The sequence below is a fragment of the Pseudomonas lyxosi genome, assembly GCF_047758685.1.
Taxonomy (GTDB): Bacteria; Pseudomonadota; Gammaproteobacteria; order Pseudomonadales; family Pseudomonadaceae; genus Aquipseudomonas; species Aquipseudomonas lyxosi.
Genome location: NZ_CP180481.1, coordinates 2,625,847 through 2,642,397 on the forward strand (window position 1 = coordinate 2,625,847; position 16,551 = coordinate 2,642,397).

The window sequence follows — 16,551 nt, forward strand, 5'->3', positions numbered from 1 at the left end:
CCCGTAACACGGGGTTCGCAGTGCCCTCAAGCGCTGCCCCGAGCACCAGCCGCTGCCTCGCAGCGGCTTTTGTATTTTCTGAAATAACGAAGTGGAGAGCCGCATGGTTCCCGTAATCGCCCTGGTGGGCCGACCGAACGTCGGCAAGTCCACCTTGTTCAACCGCCTGACCAGGACTCGCGACGCCATCGTCGGCGACTTGTCCGGTCTGACCCGTGATCGCCAATACGGTGAGGCCAAGTGGCAAGGGCGTTCCTACATTCTGGTCGACACCGGCGGTATCTCCGGTGACGAGCACGGTATGGACGAAAAAATGGCCGAGCAGTCGCTGCTGGCCATTGAAGAAGCGGATGTCGTTCTGTTCCTGGTAGATGCCAAGGCCGGTTTCACCGCCGCCGACCAGATGATCGCCGAGCATTTGCGCAAACGTAACAAGCGTTCTTACGTGGTTGCCAACAAGGTCGACAACATCGACCCTGAAATGGCCCGCGCCGAATTCGCCCCGTTGGGCATGGGCCACGCGATCCCGATCGCCGGTGCACATGGTCGTGGCATCACCCAGATGCTGGAAATCGCCCTCAGCGACTTCCCGAAAGACGATGACGAGCTGGAAGAAGGCGAGGAAGAGATCGTTGCCGAAGGCGAGGAAGCCAAGCGCATTCCTGGCCCGAGCGAAAAAGACGGTATCAAGATCGCGATCATTGGCCGTCCGAACGTCGGCAAGTCGACCCTGGTCAACCGCATGCTCGGTGAAGACCGGGTAATCGTCTATGACGAGCCCGGCACCACCCGCGACAGTATCTACATCCCGTTCGAGCGTAACGACGAGAAGTACACGCTGATCGACACCGCCGGTGTGCGCAAGCGCGGCAAGATCCACGAAGAAGTCGAAAAATTCTCCGTGGTCAAGACCCTGCAGGCGATCAAAGACGCCAACGTGGTGATCTTTGTGATGGACGCCCGCGAAGGCGTGGTCGATCACGATCTCAACCTGCTGGGCTTCGCCATTGAGTCGGGTCGTGCGCTGGTGATCGCGATCAACAAGTGGGACGGCATGACGCCGAGCGAGCGCGACTTCGTGAAGGTCGAGCTGCAACGTCGACTGTTCTTCGTTGACTACGCCGACATTCACTTCATCTCGGCCCTGCACGGCACGGGCGTGGGCAACCTCTACGCCTCCGTACAGAACTCGTTCAAGTCTGCGGTCACCCGCTGGCCAACCAACCGCCTGACCACGATTCTGGAAGATGCGGTTGGTGAGCACGCGCCACCGATGGTCAACAACCGTCGGATCAAGCTGCGTTATGCCCACTTGGGTGGTGCTAACCCGCCGATCATCGTGATTCACGGTAACCAGATCGAGAAAGTGCCGAAGTCTTACGTTCGTTACCTGGAAAACACTTATCGTCGGGTCTTGAAGCTGGTCGGTACGCCGATCCGCATCGAGTTCAAGGGCGGCGAGAACCCGTACGAAGGCAACAAGAATTCGCTCACCGACCGCCAGGTCAACAAGAAGCGTCGGATGATGTCGCACCACAAGAAAGCCGACAAGAAGCGCCGCGACAAGCGCTGATTCAGGTTTGATCGTTCCCACGCTCTGCGTGGGAATGCAGTCTCGGACGCTCTGCGTCCAAGTCGGTGAAGTAGAGAGGGCGCCAATGGCGCCCTTTTTCATGCCTGTCGTTTGGGCTATCCTCGGACACTCCCGCGCCGCCGTAGAGCCGGGTGTAGAGCAGGGAATCACCGATGATCACCAGTAAGCTGCCGAATGTCGGCATCACTATCTTCACTCAGATGTCTCAGCTCGCGGCGCAAACCGGGGCGCTGAATCTGTCCCAGGGTTTTCCCGATTTCGATGCGCCGCAGGCCCTGTGCGATGCGGTCGGTCGGCATATCGCCAGTGGCCATAACCAGTATTCGCCGATGACCGGCCTTCCTGCATTGCGTCAGCAGATAGCGGCGAAGATCGCCCGCAGCTACGGCGTCAATGTGGATGCCGACCATGAAGTGACAGTCACGCCCGGTGCGACCCAGGCGATTTTTTGCGCCATTCAAGCGGTTATACACAGCGGCGACGAAGTGATCGTGTTCGATCCGGCCTACGACAGTTATGAACCTTCGGTTGAGCTGGCCGGTGGTCGCTGCGTCCATGTGCAACTGGGTTTGAATGACTTCGCCATCGACTTCCAGAAGCTCGGTGAAGCCATTACGCCGCGCACGCGGATGATCATCCTCAACACCCCGCATAACCCAAGCGGCGCGCTGATCAGTCGTGCTGAGCTGGATCAGTTGGCGGCGTTGATCCGCGACCGCGATATCTATGTCATCAGCGATGAGGTCTACGAACACTTGGTGTTCGATGGCGTGCCTCACGTCAGCGTGCTGAATCACGAAGAGCTGTATCCGCGAGCATTCGTGGTCAGTTCCTTCGGCAAGACCTATCACGTCACTGGCTGGAAAACCGGGTACGTGGTCGCACCGCCGGCCCTCACCGCGGAGCTGCGCAAGGTTCACCAATACGTCAGTTTCTGCGGCGTCACACCGCTGCAATACGCCTTGGCCGACTTCATGGCCGAGCACCCGGAACACGTCGAAGAACTGCCGGCTTTCTATCAGGCCAAGCGCGATCTGTTCTGCGATCTGCTGACGCCGTCGCGCTTCAGTTTCACCCGAGTGGCCGGCACGTATTTCCAATTGGTCGATTACTCGCAGATCCGCCCGGACCTCAATGATGTCGAGATGGCGTTGTGGATGACCCGCGAACATGGCGTGGCGAGTATCCCGATCTCGGTGTTCTACCAGACCCCGCCCGAAGGCCAGCGCCTGGTGCGCCTGTGCTTCGCCAAACGCGAGGAGACCCTGCGTGAAGCAGCGGCAAAACTATGCGTGATCTGAGTGCGCTACCCAATCTGAACATCGCGCTGATCCAGACCACCCTGGCCTGGCACGATCGTCAGGCCAATCTGGAGCATTTCGAGCCGTTGCTGGAACAGGCTCGCGGCGCTGACCTGATCATTCTGCCGGAAATGTTCACCACCGGTTTCTCGATGGAGTCCGAGACCCTCGCCGAGTCGGAAAACGGTCCGACCAGCAAATGGCTTCGGGTTCAGGCAGCGAAATTGGATGCAGTGATCACCGGCAGTGTGATCGTCCAGGCAGCTGACGGCAGCCATCGCAATCGCCTGTTGTGGGCGCGGCCGGACGGGGAGGTGTGGCACTACGACAAGCGCCATCTGTTCCGCATGGCCGGTGAGCACAACCACTTCACCCCGGGTGAGCGCCAGGTGCAGTTCGAACTCAAGGGCTGGCGAGTGCGTCCGCTGATTTGCTACGACCTGCGCTTTCCGGTCTGGAGCCGTGATGCTCAGGACACCGATTTGCTGCTGTACACCGCCAACTGGCCGGGGGCACGGCGTCAGCACTGGAACCGTTTGCTGCCAGCGCGGGCGATCGAAAACCTTTGCTACGTGGCGGCGGTGAATCGCATTGGTACTGACGGCAAAGGTTTTGCCTACACCGGTGACAGCCAAGTGCTGGACTTCCAGGGCGAGACCTTGCTCAGTGCGGGCGAAGCCGATGGCGTGTTTCAGGTCGTTCTGAATGCTGCAGATCTTCAGGCTTATCGAACACGCTTTCCAGCGAATCTGGATGCGGATACCTTCGAGTTCACGTAACCGATCGTTCCCACGCTCTGCGTGGGAATGCTTCTACGGACGCTCTGCGTTCGGCTTCTGATGGGACGCGGAGCGTCCCGGGCTGCATTCCCACGCGGAGCGTGGGAACGATCAGGGCAAACAAAAGGCCCCGAGGTTCGCACCTCGGGGCCTTTTGCGTTTCAGCGAAGGCTTACGCCGCTTTCGCTTCCGGCTGGCTCAGGGAGCGGTTAAGCGCGCTGAACAGGGCCTTGAAGCTGGCGGTGGTGATGTTTTCATCGATACCGACGCCGTGCACCGCACGTTCACCATTCACGCGCAGTTCAATGTAGGCCGCAGCCTTGGCATTGGTGCCCGAACCGAGGGCGTGTTCGTTGTAGTCCATGATTTCAACCGGAATCGGCAGACCGGCCACCAGCGCTTCCAGGGCACCGTTGCCCTTGCCACGCCAGTGCAGGTTGGTTTCACCCTGACCTTTACCAGAGACTTCCACTTCCACGGCGCTGTGACCGTTTTCTTCCTGCAGGCGATGGCTGACCAGCGCATACGGAGTGTTGGCCTGCAAGTACTCGCTGTGCAGCAGCGCGTGGATCTGCTGAGCCGTCATCTCGAGGCCCAGGCGGTCGGTTTCACGCTGCACAACCTGGCTGAACTCGATCTGCATGCGACGCGGCAAGCTGATGCCGTATTCCTGTTCCAGCAGGTAAGCGATACCGCCCTTGCCCGACTGGCTGTTGACGCGGATTACCGCCTCGTAGCTGCGGCCGATGTCGGCCGGGTCGATCGGCAAGTACGGCACTTCCCACAGGGCGTCCGGTTTCTGCTGGGCGAAGCCCTTGCGGATGGCGTCCTGGTGGGAGCCGGAGAACGCGGTGTGAACAAGGTCGCCGACGTACGGGTGGCGTGGGTGCACCTGGATCTGGTTGCATTCCTCGACGACTTTGCGCACGCCGTCGATGTCGGAGAAATCCAGCTCAGGGTGAATGCCCTGGGTGTAGAGGTTCAGCGCCACGGTCACGAGGTCGACGTTACCGGTACGTTCGCCGTTGCCGAACAGGCAGCCTTCGACACGGTCGGCGCCGGCCATCAGGCCCAGTTCGGTAGCCGCAACGCCAGTGCCACGGTCGTTGTGGGTGTGCAGGCTGATGATCACGCTGTCACGACGGTTGATGTGACGGCCGAACCATTCGATCTGGTCGGCATAGATGTTCGGGGTCGCGCATTCGACGGTGGCTGGCAGGTTGAGAATCACCTTGTGCTCAGGCGTCGGGTTCCAGACTTCGATCACCGCGTCGCAGACTTCTTTGGCGAACTCGAGCTCGGTGGCGCTGAAGGTTTCTGGCGAGTATTCGAAGGTCCACTCGGTGTTTGGCTGCTGGGCGGCATATTTGACGAACAGCTTGGCCGCGTTCACGGCGATGGCCTTGACCCCTTCCTTGTCCTGATTGAAGACAATGCGACGGAAGGAAGGAGAGGTGGCGTTGTACAGGTGAACGATGGCTTTCTTCGCCCCGCGCAGGGATTCGAAGGTGCGCTCGATCAAATCTTCACGGCCCTGGGTCAGCACCTGAATGGTGGTGTCGTCCGGGATGTGGTTGCCTTCGATCAGGGTACGCACGAAGTCGAAGTCGGTTTGCGAAGCCGCCGGGAACGACGCTTCGATTTCTTTAACGCCGACCGACACCAGGGTTTTCCAGAAACGCAGCTTCTTGACCGCGTCCATTGGCTCGATCAACGACTGGTTACCATCACGAAGGTCGGAGCTGCACCAGATCGGCGCGGCGGTAATGGTCTTCGACGGCCAGGTGCGGTCCGGGATGTCGATGGTCGGGAACGCGCGGTATTTCGAAGACGGGTCTTTGAGCATGCTCATCGGGAAATCCTTATTGTGTGGGCCGAAAAAAGGCGGCCTGCCGGTGGATCAAATGTTCTGGGGATAAAGCGTAGGACGAGGCACCGCGATTCAGCCTGGCAGTCGTGCACTGACAAGGCACAGGCTGCGGTGCTGGCGAAGCTGAATGAGGGTGTGAGAGGTTTTCATGCCTTCAACCCTAACCGCGAGGGTGAAGGATGGCAAGCGGTCGAAAAAATTTGAGAGGAATCCTCGAAAAGTCGTGGTTATCGAGATTTTATTGCGGTGAAGGGTGGTGATTGTTTTTATGTTTGCGCGAGGTTTGAGCGATGCGCAATTGAAGGCTTTCGGTGATAGGGCGTGTCAGCGCGGCTATTCTTAAAGCCTCACCAAGGACTACTGGCAGGCAGGAGTCGGCAATGAACGAGTCAGATTGGAAGCTTTATAGCGCACTGCGTCCGTTGGCCCATGAGCGGCTATGCATTCGGATCATGGAAGAGGTCGAGCGCATAGTGCTGGATAAAAACATCGCGCCTTACGAGCGTATTGAAGCCAGTGAGGAAAGGCTGAAGGCCGGTCAACAGGAGCTGTATTGGGCGTTCGACGTGTTCAGGCACTCACGCAATGAAGCGCCTGCCCACTTGCTGGGGCTGTGTACTCATGAGTTGATCAGTGCTGAAGAGTTGGCGGGCTTCTCGGAGGAAACTCAGGCGTGGATCAAAGAGTGCCTGGCGCACAGGGAAATCCATGGGATTGAGGACCTTGAGGCTGAATAAGCGGCGCCAGTCGCCTCACTCAATATTCAGGGCTGAAATGCACCTATAAAGATAGCCGGATCCACACGCGCATCATTCAGGCTGACATTCCAGTGCATATGCGGCCCGGTCGCCCGCCCGGTGGCACCCACTTTCCCGACCACTCCACCACGGGCCAATTGCTGGCCAACCTGCACATCAATCTTCGACATGTGGCAGAACATGCTGATAAAGCCCTGCCCGTGATCGACGAACACCGTGTTGCCATTGAAGAAGTAGTTACCGATCAGGATCACCTTACCGGCAGCCGGGGTTTTGATCGGCGTACCGGCAGGCACGGCGAAATCCAGTCCCGCATGCGGATTGCGCTCTTCACCGTTGAAGAAGCGGCGCACGCCGAACTTGCTCGACAGCGGTCCGTTGACCGGTTTGTCCAGCAGCAGATTGCTCGGGGTGTTCGGGCTGAAGCTGCGGTAAGCCTGGATCTGTTCGGCCAACTCACCCTCGATGCGCTTGAGATTCTCCGGGTTCGGATTGACCTGCTGCGTGTTCTTCAACGTGATGTGCTGTTCCGGGTACTTCTTGTTGCCAACGTTGAAGTTCAGAGTGCGACCGCCACTGCTGACCTGCTGAGTGCCCGGTTTAACCGTCAGCGGCACACCGACAATCGCCAGCCAGTTGTTCTGTTCCTTGACCACCAGCACAGGTTTGCCCTGATAACTGGCCTTCGGCGCCTGCGCAGAGGAACCCAGATCCACCACGGCCACGCCGCCCGGCACCGGTTTATTCAACAGGCGGGTGATGTAACTGTCGGCGTGGGCATTGAAGGTCAGGCACAGCAACAGCATCGGAGCTAAAAAACGCGGCATGGATCAATCCAGTAAAGAAAGGGTGACAGGCGTCAGGTGATTGTCTTCGACCCGCACTTGCAGTTCGCCTTCGCCAAGTCTGGCTTTCAGGCGCTGACCATTGTGAGTTTGCGCGGCGTTGCGGATCGCGTTGCCGCGTTCGTCCAGCAAAATGCTGTAGCCACGGCCAAGGGTCGCCAAAGGGCTGACCACATGCAGCGTCTGCATCTGGCTTTGCAGTTGCAGGCGACGGGATTTGAGCCCTTCGCGCATGGCACGGGGCAGGCGTTCGGCAAGGCTGTCGAGGCGCTGACGGAGCATCGCCAGTTGTCGCCCCGGATGTTGCCCGGCGAGGCGGGTTTCCAGACGGATCAACCGTTCGCGACGGGTATTGAGGCTGCGTTCGAACGCGCGGCGCATGCGCATGTCCAGATCATCCAGGCGCTGCGCTTGCTGGCGCAGACGTTCGCCGGGATGGCGCAGGCGGCGGGACATGCCTTCCAGGCGCAGACGGTCACGCATCAAGCGGTCGCGGATACGCATCACCAGCCGTCGATGCAGGCTTTCGACCCGGCGGACCAGGTCACTGGAATCCGGCGCGAGCAGTTCGGCGGCGGCGGATGGCGTCGGGGCGCGGACGTCGGCCACGAAGTCGCTGATCGATACATCGGTTTCATGGCCGACGGCGCTGACAATCGGTGTCACGCAGGCATCCACGGCGCGGGCCACGGCTTCTTCGTTGAAGCACCAAAGGTCTTCCAGCGAGCCGCCGCCACGGGCCAGGATCAACGCGTCGAAACCACGGGCGTCCGCCAGTTTCAGCGCGCGGACGATTTGTGCAGTGGCTTCGCGGCCCTGCACGGCAGTGGGGATCAACGTCAGTTGGATCTGCGGCGCACGGCGCCGGAATACGCTGATGATGTCGCGAATCACCGCGCCGGTGGGCGAGCTGATGATGCCGATGCGTTGCGGATGCGCCGGCAGCGGCACTTTACGCTCGGCGCTGAACAGGCCTTCGGCGCTGAGTTTTTCCTTCAACGCATCGAAGGCCAGACGCAGCGCACCGTCACCGGCCGGCTCCACGGTATCGAGGATCAGCTGATAGTCGCCACGGCCCTCGAACAGCGAAACCTTGCCGCGGACCTTGACCGCCAGACCATCCTTTAACGCCTGACGAACCCGCGCCGCGTTCTGCCGGAACAGTGCGCAACGCACCTGGGCACCGCTGTCCTTGAGGGTGAAGTACACGTGACCGGACGCCGGACGGGCGAGGTTGGAGATTTCGCCTTCGACCCAGATGTTGCTGAACACGTCTTCGAGCAACACCCGCGCGCGGCCGTTGAGCTGGCTGACAGTCAGGACTTCACGGTCCAGGCCGAGTCTTGCAAAGGGATCTTTAATCATGGGGCGCAGTTTAAAGGCATTCGCACGGGAATCTCTACGTTCACGAAATCGTGTAGCAGCTGGCGAAGCCTGCGTTCGGCTGCGTAGCAGTCGTAAAATCGGGTTACGCGTGGTGTCAGTCCCGGCGCAGTGGACGGATTAGCGACTGCTACGCAGCCGAACGCAGGCTTCGCCAGCTGCTACATAGGTCGAGAAACAGCTGAACGACCTGTACAGTCATCAATGGTAATCAGGGAAGACGTGCAGATGAGCGTGCTTGAGTTGTTGAACCAATGGCCCTTCGGCGCTACGGACTGGCTGGTAATCGCGCTGGGCATTGCCCTGGCCTACATCGTGTTCGGTATTGCCGGTTTCGGCACCGCGTTGGTGGCGGGGCCGATTCTGATCCTGTTCATGCCGCTGTCGAAGATCGTGCCGCTGCTGGTGCTGCTGGATTTCGTCGCGGCGTTCGGCAATCTGCTGCCTTCGCGACGGGATGTGGCAAAGCCCGAGTTGCTGCGGCTGCTGCCGTGCATGGCGGTGGGCTGCACGCTAGGGGTTATTTTTCTACTGAATCTGAAATCCGATGTGTTGTTGCTGTTGATGGGGCTGTTTATCAGCACCTACGCGATTTACAGCTTGTGGGTCAAAACCCGTCCGACACAATTGTCCGCCGGTTGGGCCATGCCGATGGGCACGGTGGGCGGGATGTTCGGGGCATTGTTTGGCAGTGGCGGCTTTTTATATGCGATCTATTTGAACAGTCGCCTGCCCAAAGAGGCAGCCCGGGCGACCCAGAGTGCGCTGATCAGTTGCAGCACCGTGGTGCGCTTGAGCCTGTTTGCTGTCGCGGGTGTGTATGCCGAGCTACCCTTGTTGGTATTGGCGCTGTGTTTATTGCCGGCCATGGCATTGGGGCTGTGGATCGGCCGACGGTTGACCATGAGATTGTCCCGCGAGGCGTTTGTGCGGCTGGTGACCTGGTTGGTGCTGGCCAGCGGAATTGCCTTGATCGGACGATACTTGAGTGCTTGACCTCTGAAGCCGGGTGCTTATGCTGCCGGGCTTCGTTAAAGCGTTGCAGCAGGCCGCACCATGAATTCGCAAAGCATTATTGTCCCGAAAATCTCCACACTGCCGGTGCACGAACCCCGGGCCCGGGCGGTCGTGCGTTGGCTGGTGCGCAAGAACATCGTCAAGGAAGAACTGACCACCTGTGGCCGCACGGGTAACCGCATGGCTCATGCCATCGCCGACGGTGCCCGCGCTGTCGTGCTGCATCCTGAAGCGCTGCCGTTCGGCGAACCGGTCAATGGCCTGGAGATCATCACCAAGCGCTGCATCTATACGCCGGCCAAGGGTTTCCTTGAAGAGGCGGGTTGCGCCGAGTGTCGCAAGGAAGTCGGCGAAGCGCTGTTCGAAAGCCTGGAAGACTGGATGCCGGGGCGCACCGATAACTTCACGTGTCCGGAGTGCGGGCATGAAGATGACATCAACGGGTTTCTTTTCCTGCAGGAATGCGGCTTTTCCAACCTGGGTTTTATCTTCAACAACTGGGCCGAGGCCGGGTTCAAACAGAGCTTTATCGACGAATTTGCCGATTGGCTCGATCAGCCTGTCAGTTGGGTGAAAGTCGAGCTGTAGGAAGCGAGAATCTCCGTATATCAGTAATGCTAATAATAGACAGAGTTTTACATTGAACCCGAGGGGGTGTCTGACTATAATGGCGCGCTTCCATTTTCCCGCTCGGGAGCCCCCGCGATGCTGCGTATCAGCCAAGAAGCTCTGACATTCGACGACATTCTCCTAGTGCCTGGTTATTCCGAGGTGCTTCCTAACGAAGTCAGTCTCAAGACCCGCCTAACCCGTGGCATCGAGCTGAATATTCCTCTGGTTTCTGCCGCCATGGACACCGTTACTGAAGCCCGTCTGGCAATTGCCATGGCTCAGGAAGGTGGCATCGGCATTATCCACAAGAACATGACCATCGAGCAGCAAGCTGCCGAAGTGCGCAAGGTCAAGCGTTATGAAGCCGGCGTGGTCAAGGACCCGATCACCATCGAGGCTGACGCCACGGTTCGTGAACTGTTCGAACTGACCCGCATGCACAACATCTCCGGCGTTCCGGTACTGCACGATGGCGACCTGGTCGGCATCGTCACTTCCCGTGACGTACGTTTCGAAAACCGTCTGGACGCCACCGTCCGTGAAGTGATGACGCCTAAAGAGCGTCTGGTCACGGTCAAGGAAGGCGCCGACAAGAACGACGTCCGCGAGTTGTTGCACAAAAACCGTATCGAACGCGTGCTGATCGTCGACGACAAATTTGCCCTCAAAGGCATGATGACCGTCAACGACATCGAAAAAGCCAAGGCTTACCCGCTGGCCAGCAAGGACGACCAAGGTCGTCTGCGTGTTGGCGCTGCTGTCGGTACCGGTAAAGACACCGGTGATCGCGTAGCTGCCCTGGTCAATGCCGGCGTTGACGTGGTGGTGGTCGACACCGCTCACGGTCACTCCAAAGGTGTGATCGACCGCGTTCGCTGGGTCAAACAGAATTTCCCTGAAGTGCAGGTCATCGGCGGCAACATCGCCACCGGCGCTGCCGCCAAGGCTCTGGCCGAAGCGGGCGCCGATGCAGTCAAGGTCGGTATCGGCCCAGGCTCGATCTGCACCACCCGTATCGTCGCCGGTGTCGGCGTCCCGCAAATCAGTGCCATCGCCAACGTCGCCGCTGCCCTTGAAGGCACTGGCGTTCCGTTGATCGCCGACGGCGGCATCCGTTTCTCCGGTGACCTGTCCAAGGCCATCGTTGCCGGTGCTTCCTGCGTGATGATGGGCTCGATGTTCGCCGGTACTGAAGAAGCGCCAGGCGAGATCGAACTGTTCCAGGGTCGTTCGTACAAGGCTTACCGCGGCATGGGTTCGCTGGGCGCCATGTCCCAGGCTCAAGGCTCCTCCGACCGCTACTTCCAGGACTCCTCGGCAGGCGCCGAGAAACTGGTTCCGGAAGGGATCGAAGGGCGTGTTCCTTACAAGGGCACCCTGAGCGCCATCATCCATCAACTGATGGGCGGCCTGCGTTCCTCGATGGGTTACACCGGCAGTGCCGACATCGAAGAAATGCGCACCAAGCCTGAGTTCGTGCGGATCACCGGCGCTGGCATGGCCGAATCCCACGTTCACGACGTGCAAATCACCAAAGAAGCGCCAAACTACCGCGTAGGTTGAGCCTTCCAGCAAAAAGTTAAGTAACCGGGGCTGTTTTATTCAGCCCCGAGTTGTTTCTGAATCACGACTGTTTCTGAATTACTAAGACGAGACTGAATCATGGCCCTCGACATTCACGCTCACCGCATCCTGATCCTCGACTTCGGTTCCCAGTACACCCAGCTGATCGCCCGCCGCGTGCGTGAAATCGGCGTGTACTGCGAACTGCATCCGTTCGACATGGACGACGAAGCGATTCGCGAATTCGCTCCCAAAGGCGTCATTCTCGCCGGTGGCCCCGAGTCCGTGCACGTAGCCGACAGCCCTCGCTGCCCGCAAGCGGTGTTTGACCTGGGCGTACCGGTCTTCGGTATCTGCTACGGCATGCAGACCATGGCTGAACAGCTGGGTGGCAAGGTTGAAGGTTCCGAACTGCGTGAGTTTGGTTACGCCCGTGTCGACGTGGTCGGCAAGAGCCGTCTGCTCGACGGCATCGAAGACCACATCGACGCCGATGGCCTGTTCGGCCTCGACGTGTGGATGAGTCACGGTGACAAGGTCACCAGGATGCCTCAGGAATTCCACATCCTGGCCAGCACCCCAAGCTGCCCGATCGCCGGCATGTTCGACGATGCTCGTGGCTACTACGGCGTGCAGTTCCACCCGGAAGTGACCCACACCAAGCAGGGCGGTCGCATCCTCTCGCGCTTTATCCTCGACATCTGCGGCTGCGAAGCCTTGTGGACGCCTTCGAAGATTGCTGAAGACGCCATCGCCAACATTCGCGCCCAGGTCGGCACTGACAACGTACTGCTCGGCCTGTCCGGCGGCGTTGACTCCTCCGTGGTTGCGGCACTGCTGCACAAAGCCATCGGCGACCAGCTGACCTGCGTCTTCGTCGACAACGGCCTGCTGCGTCTGCACGAAGGCGAGCAAGTGATGGCCATGTTCGCCGAGAACATGGGCGTCAAGGTGATCCGCGCCAACGCCGAAGATCAGTTCCTGAACAACCTGGCTGGCGAAAGCGATCCAGAGAAAAAGCGCAAAATCATCGGCCGTACCTTCATCGACGTCTTTGATGCCCAGTCGAACAAACTGGACAACATCAAGTACCTCGCACAAGGCACCATCTACCCGGACGTGATCGAGTCGGCTGGCGCCAAAAGCGGCAAGGCTCACGTAATCAAGTCGCACCACAACGTGGGTGGCCTGCCGGAAGAAATGAACCTCAAGCTGGTTGAACCGCTGCGCGAGCTGTTCAAGGACGAAGTCCGTCGACTGGGCCTGGAACTCGGTCTGCCATACGATATGGTCTACCGTCACCCGTTCCCGGGCCCGGGCCTGGGCGTGCGGATCCTCGGTGAAGTGAAGAAGGAATACGCCGACCTGCTGCGTCGCGCCGACCACATCTTCATCGAAGAACTGCGCAAGGCCGACTGGTACCACAAGGTCAGCCAGGCATTCGTGGTGTTCCAACCGGTGAAATCGGTTGGCGTGGTCGGCGATGGCCGTCGTTACGCCTGGGTGGTTGCCCTGCGTGCCGTGGAAACCATCGACTTCATGACCGCGCGTTGGGCACACCTGCCTTACGAGCTGCTGGAAACCGTCAGCGGCCGGATCATCAACGAAATCGAAGGCATCTCCCGCGTTACTTATGACGTGTCGAGCAAGCCGCCAGCGACCATTGAGTGGGAATAATCCCGCGCTAGCCTTGATGGCTTGATCGCAGGTAACTGAAAAGGCCGTGTGAACACTGTTCACACGGCCTTTTTGCGTTTTAGACGTCGGGTAGTCGGACGGGGGTCATGCCCATTCTGTGCAGGGCTGAACTCAAGCCCGCTGTGGTTTGAAAGCGTCGACCGTTGATCTGCCAGGAATCCCGTTCGACGTAGAACCCGGCTGCATCATGTTTTATGGGCGTTCGGAGGAGTTTTCCCCGAGTGACGATGCCGTTACTGGTGATGAATCTGCTGGTGAGGGTTCTGCTGCGGTGAACCAGAACGGGTTCGCCGGTACTGGTGCTGAGGGTGTACATGCCAGGCCTGGGTAGCCCATCCTCCAGCCTTTGCGCCAGGATCACGTTTTTCGGCGTCGGGATTTGCAGCAACAAGTCATTTTTGGCAAAACCGGCTGCTTGCCCCGGGCGGGCCCCGTCGGAGACCCCCGGGTCGACCTTGATACCGCCGAGCTCGTCCGGGCCTACGCTTTCAATACGCAGCCCGATGCTGCCTTCAAGCTCGCTGATTCCCGCCACGTCGCCATAGGTGTTGGCGTGGCTGTTACCGACCAACGCCACCCAGCGGTGCGTGCCTCTGGCTGTCTGGTCAGCGCTGATCACCTGTCGGGCGAAGAAATTCATCATTTTTTGCCGAAAGTTAATGGTTGCCCCCTGAATGCCGGTGCTGCGGTAACTGGCAAGACAGTCGATGGCCTGAACGCGGATATTGTTTTTTTGCGCTGTCCTGACCACCTGCTCAAAGGTGAATTGTTCGCTGGGGTCAGTCGAAAAACCTGCGTCAAGGTCCTTGAGATAGCTTTCCAGATCCTCGGACATCACCCCGGTGCGATTGAACACGTCCAGGTCGGCCTGATGGAAATCGGTCAGCAGATGCTCCATGTACAAGGTTTTGACCTTTTGTTTGCGCAGCACGCTCATGTTCTCGACCAGAAACTGTTTGCTGCCCACGCTGGAGTGACTTTCACCGATGACCAGGCTCTGTGACCGCTTGAAAAGAGTCTTGATGATGTCCTTGATCTTTGCATTCGCGATGAACGATGGAATGGTCGGTCTGGGTTGCAGCGGCGGTTGCGAATAGAAGGTCACGGCGTCGTCGTGCAGCGTTCGGCGCAGTCTCTTGAAGGCTTCCAGCTCATTGTCCGGATTGTTGAGATTGACAAAGCCGTCCTTCAAACTCCCCTTCGAGGCCATACCCTTGGCTGCCTGTTTGAGGGCTGGCTTGATGTCCTGTGGAACATCGTATGCAGTCGCGGGGGCATCGAAGTCCGGGAGTGGCGGCTCGGCCCTGGCAAATAGATCGGAAAACTTGCCACCTCCCGCCAGGCCGGGACGCGTGAGGGGCACCCATTCACCCAGTTCATTCAGGCGTACCGGTATGTTGCGGTAAAAGGAGTAGGGGTTGACCGGGTCGATGATTTCCCAGCACTTCAGTTCATTGCGGTAGCGCACCCGGAAAAAACTATCATCGATGGCGATGTAGTTGCCCCCGGTTCCAGGCTGATAAATACCCCGGAACATGCCCTCGTCGCTGACCGGCGCATCGCCGTCGAGAATCTCGTTGGTTTCAAAAGGGGTCAGGATGTCGACGTCGGTCGGGCCAGGAGCAATGGCTTCGATGGCAGGCAGTGGCGCGGTGCCGGTTTCAACGTCTGCGCTCAGCGCTTCCTCGGGCGTGAGGACCTCTTCAACCTCCAGCGCCTCAACCAGTTCGCTCGCGCCGCGCACAAACGGCAAGTTGAATAGCACCTCAACGCTGCCAAGGATGGCGCCAGTCACTGCAGCCTTGCGTTCAGCGGGGGTGTGGTCGTTGATGGCCTGGTCGATGTGCAGGCCGACATTGGCAATGCCTGCGCCAACAACAACCAGCGCTGCCGGCCATGCAAGGGCGGCCATCGGCCCGAACGTGTGGTTGAAAGCATTGAGATAGCCGATCCACAGTTTCTTCCTGATCTCGCCGTTGGAGTGCAACAGGAAGTTGGCATCGCTGAGCATGCGGTCACGGGTGGACTGACTCAGGTGCGTAAACGCATCACCGGCAATTTTCTCGCCGCGATAATGGAGTAAATGATGGTCCGCGACCTCATAGTCGCCAGGTAACACGTCATATGCATGGGTGAGACCGACATTATCGATGGGCGTTTCTTCGAAGTTGTGGATGATCAGGCCAATGCCGGTGAAATTGGCGAGCTTGTGCCCTAGCGAAGTGGGTCTTTCCTGAAGAATGTCCCGCTCTTCCTGTTTGAAGTGCATGAGCATGCGTTCACGGCCTTCGGCGTCCTTGACCTCATTGACCAGCCATTTGTGCAACTCCTCGACCTTGTTAAAGCAGTGAAATCCTCTGGATTCGCCCGGAACGTAAAGAATGTTCAGGTCGCTGTCGTCAGTAATGCTGAGGATGTCCGTCGACACGAATCGGTCGATGTAAAACTTGCGAATCGATAGACCGCTGCCCGTTGGTGCTTCGTCCATCAACATTTGTCGGGTGAGTGGCCGGCTCACATTGCCGACGACAGCCCTGAGCACTGTAGTGAAGTGTTCGCGGGTCAGGTGTCCCTTCTCATAGTCGTCGATGGCCTTGGCAATGAAGGTGCACTTGGCCAGTGCGCGGAAATCGGCGCTGTGTTTTTCCCAGAACGTTGCGATGGCCGTTTTGTAACGGTCGCTGAAGTTGATGTCCCAAAAGGCTTTCAGCGCATCCCTGGCGTGCAGGCGAATTTCGTTGGTCTCATCGTAGTTTCCGGCATCCGCACCGACGCGATAGAAGCCGCTTTCAGCGTCCAGCAGGTCAGCGTTGTCCTGGTCGTGGACACTGAAACGCTGCATGACCAGTTGCGGGAAGGTCATCGATTCCTTGGGTTTTTCAAACATGTGCTCCCAACCGGTGAAGGTTTTCGAGCTGCTTTGAGCGGCATTAAACCGATGCCAGTAGACTTTGTCGGGTTCGATATCCGTGATGTTGTGCTGGATGAGAATGTCTTTGGCGACCTGGTACGCCATGGCGTACATGTCGGGGCAATCGGTTACCAGATCAGGGATCAGGGCCTGGAGGGCCAGCGCATCGGTAGCGTCGGGCAGGGTTATGTCTTGAGTGTCGTCCATGATGCTCGCCTTG

12 protein-coding genes are annotated in these 16,551 nt (G+C 58.9%); 8 read left to right on the plus strand and 4 right to left on the minus strand.

The window, feature by feature from the left end; translation table 11 throughout:
- The first annotated feature begins 103 nt into the window (after positions 1–103).
- The 3 genes from der (at position 104) to ACMXYI_RS12185 (ending at position 3,674) form a co-directional block, all read left to right on the plus strand.
- The gene (der, locus tag ACMXYI_RS12175; protein WP_046046039.1) at positions 104–1,573 is read left to right on the plus strand and encodes a ribosome biogenesis GTPase Der; all 1,470 of its coding nucleotides are present in this window, start codon (positions 104–106) and stop codon (positions 1,571–1,573) included.
- Positions 1,574–1,746: 173 nt separating this feature from the next.
- The gene (locus ACMXYI_RS12180; protein WP_415773379.1) at positions 1,747–2,895 is read left to right on the plus strand and encodes a pyridoxal phosphate-dependent aminotransferase; all 1,149 of its coding nucleotides are present in this window, start codon (positions 1,747–1,749) and stop codon (positions 2,893–2,895) included.
- Positions 2,883–3,674 carry an amidohydrolase gene (locus ACMXYI_RS12185; RefSeq protein ID WP_095131624.1) on the plus strand — a complete coding sequence of 264 codons (792 nt, stop codon included), beginning with the start codon at positions 2,883–2,885 and terminating at the stop codon, positions 3,672–3,674. Before ACMXYI_RS12180 ends, ACMXYI_RS12185 begins: the two co-directional genes overlap by 13 nt.
- A gap of 172 nt (positions 3,675–3,846) precedes the next feature.
- On the opposite strand, the gene leuA is transcribed toward ACMXYI_RS12185, so the two are convergent.
- Positions 3,847–5,526 (minus strand): 2-isopropylmalate synthase, encoded by a 1,680-nt coding sequence (gene leuA / locus ACMXYI_RS12190; protein ID WP_415773380.1) that lies wholly within the window; start codon positions 5,524–5,526, stop codon positions 3,847–3,849.
- Between the two features lie 398 nt (positions 5,527–5,924).
- Here leuA and ACMXYI_RS12195 point away from each other — a divergent pair, with 398 nt between their 5' ends.
- Complete coding sequence (locus tag ACMXYI_RS12195; protein ID WP_415773381.1) at positions 5,925–6,281, plus strand: hypothetical protein; 357 nt, start codon at positions 5,925–5,927, stop codon at positions 6,279–6,281.
- Positions 6,282–6,307: 26 nt separating this feature from the next.
- Here the strand turns inward: ACMXYI_RS12195 and ACMXYI_RS12200 are convergent, their stop codons facing one another.
- Both ACMXYI_RS12200 and xseA read right to left on the minus strand, forming a co-directional pair.
- Positions 6,308–7,129: a peptidoglycan DD-metalloendopeptidase family protein gene (locus ACMXYI_RS12200; protein ID WP_415773382.1), complete on the minus strand. Its 822-nt coding sequence runs from the start codon at positions 7,127–7,129 to the stop codon at positions 6,308–6,310.
- 3 nt (positions 7,130–7,132) lie between these two features.
- A complete protein-coding gene (gene xseA, locus ACMXYI_RS12205) occupies positions 7,133–8,512 on the minus strand; it encodes an exodeoxyribonuclease VII large subunit (RefSeq protein ID WP_033061484.1) in 1,380 nt (459 codons plus the stop codon).
- 246 nt (positions 8,513–8,758) lie between these two features.
- Here xseA and ACMXYI_RS12210 point away from each other — a divergent pair, with 246 nt between their 5' ends.
- The 4 genes from ACMXYI_RS12210 (at position 8,759) to guaA (ending at position 13,399) form a co-directional block, all read left to right on the plus strand.
- Positions 8,759–9,526 (plus strand): sulfite exporter TauE/SafE family protein, encoded by a 768-nt coding sequence (locus tag ACMXYI_RS12210; protein WP_415773383.1) that lies wholly within the window; start codon positions 8,759–8,761, stop codon positions 9,524–9,526.
- 60 nt (positions 9,527–9,586) lie between these two features.
- Complete coding sequence (locus tag ACMXYI_RS12215; RefSeq protein ID WP_415773384.1) at positions 9,587–10,135, plus strand: sugar ABC transporter ATPase; 549 nt, start codon at positions 9,587–9,589, stop codon at positions 10,133–10,135.
- Between the two features lie 117 nt (positions 10,136–10,252).
- Positions 10,253–11,722, plus strand: a complete 1,470-nt coding sequence (guaB, locus tag ACMXYI_RS12220; protein ID WP_123368331.1) for an IMP dehydrogenase — start codon at positions 10,253–10,255, stop codon at positions 11,720–11,722.
- A 99-nt stretch (positions 11,723–11,821) separates the two neighbouring features.
- A complete protein-coding gene (gene guaA, locus ACMXYI_RS12225) occupies positions 11,822–13,399 on the plus strand; it encodes a glutamine-hydrolyzing GMP synthase (protein ID WP_150633823.1) in 1,578 nt (525 codons plus the stop codon).
- 79 nt (positions 13,400–13,478) lie between these two features.
- Here the strand turns inward: guaA and ACMXYI_RS12230 are convergent, their stop codons facing one another.
- Positions 13,479–16,538 (minus strand): membrane-targeted effector domain-containing toxin, encoded by a 3,060-nt coding sequence (locus ACMXYI_RS12230; protein WP_415773385.1) that lies wholly within the window; start codon positions 16,536–16,538, stop codon positions 13,479–13,481.
- Positions 16,539–16,551: the final 13 nt, after the last annotated feature.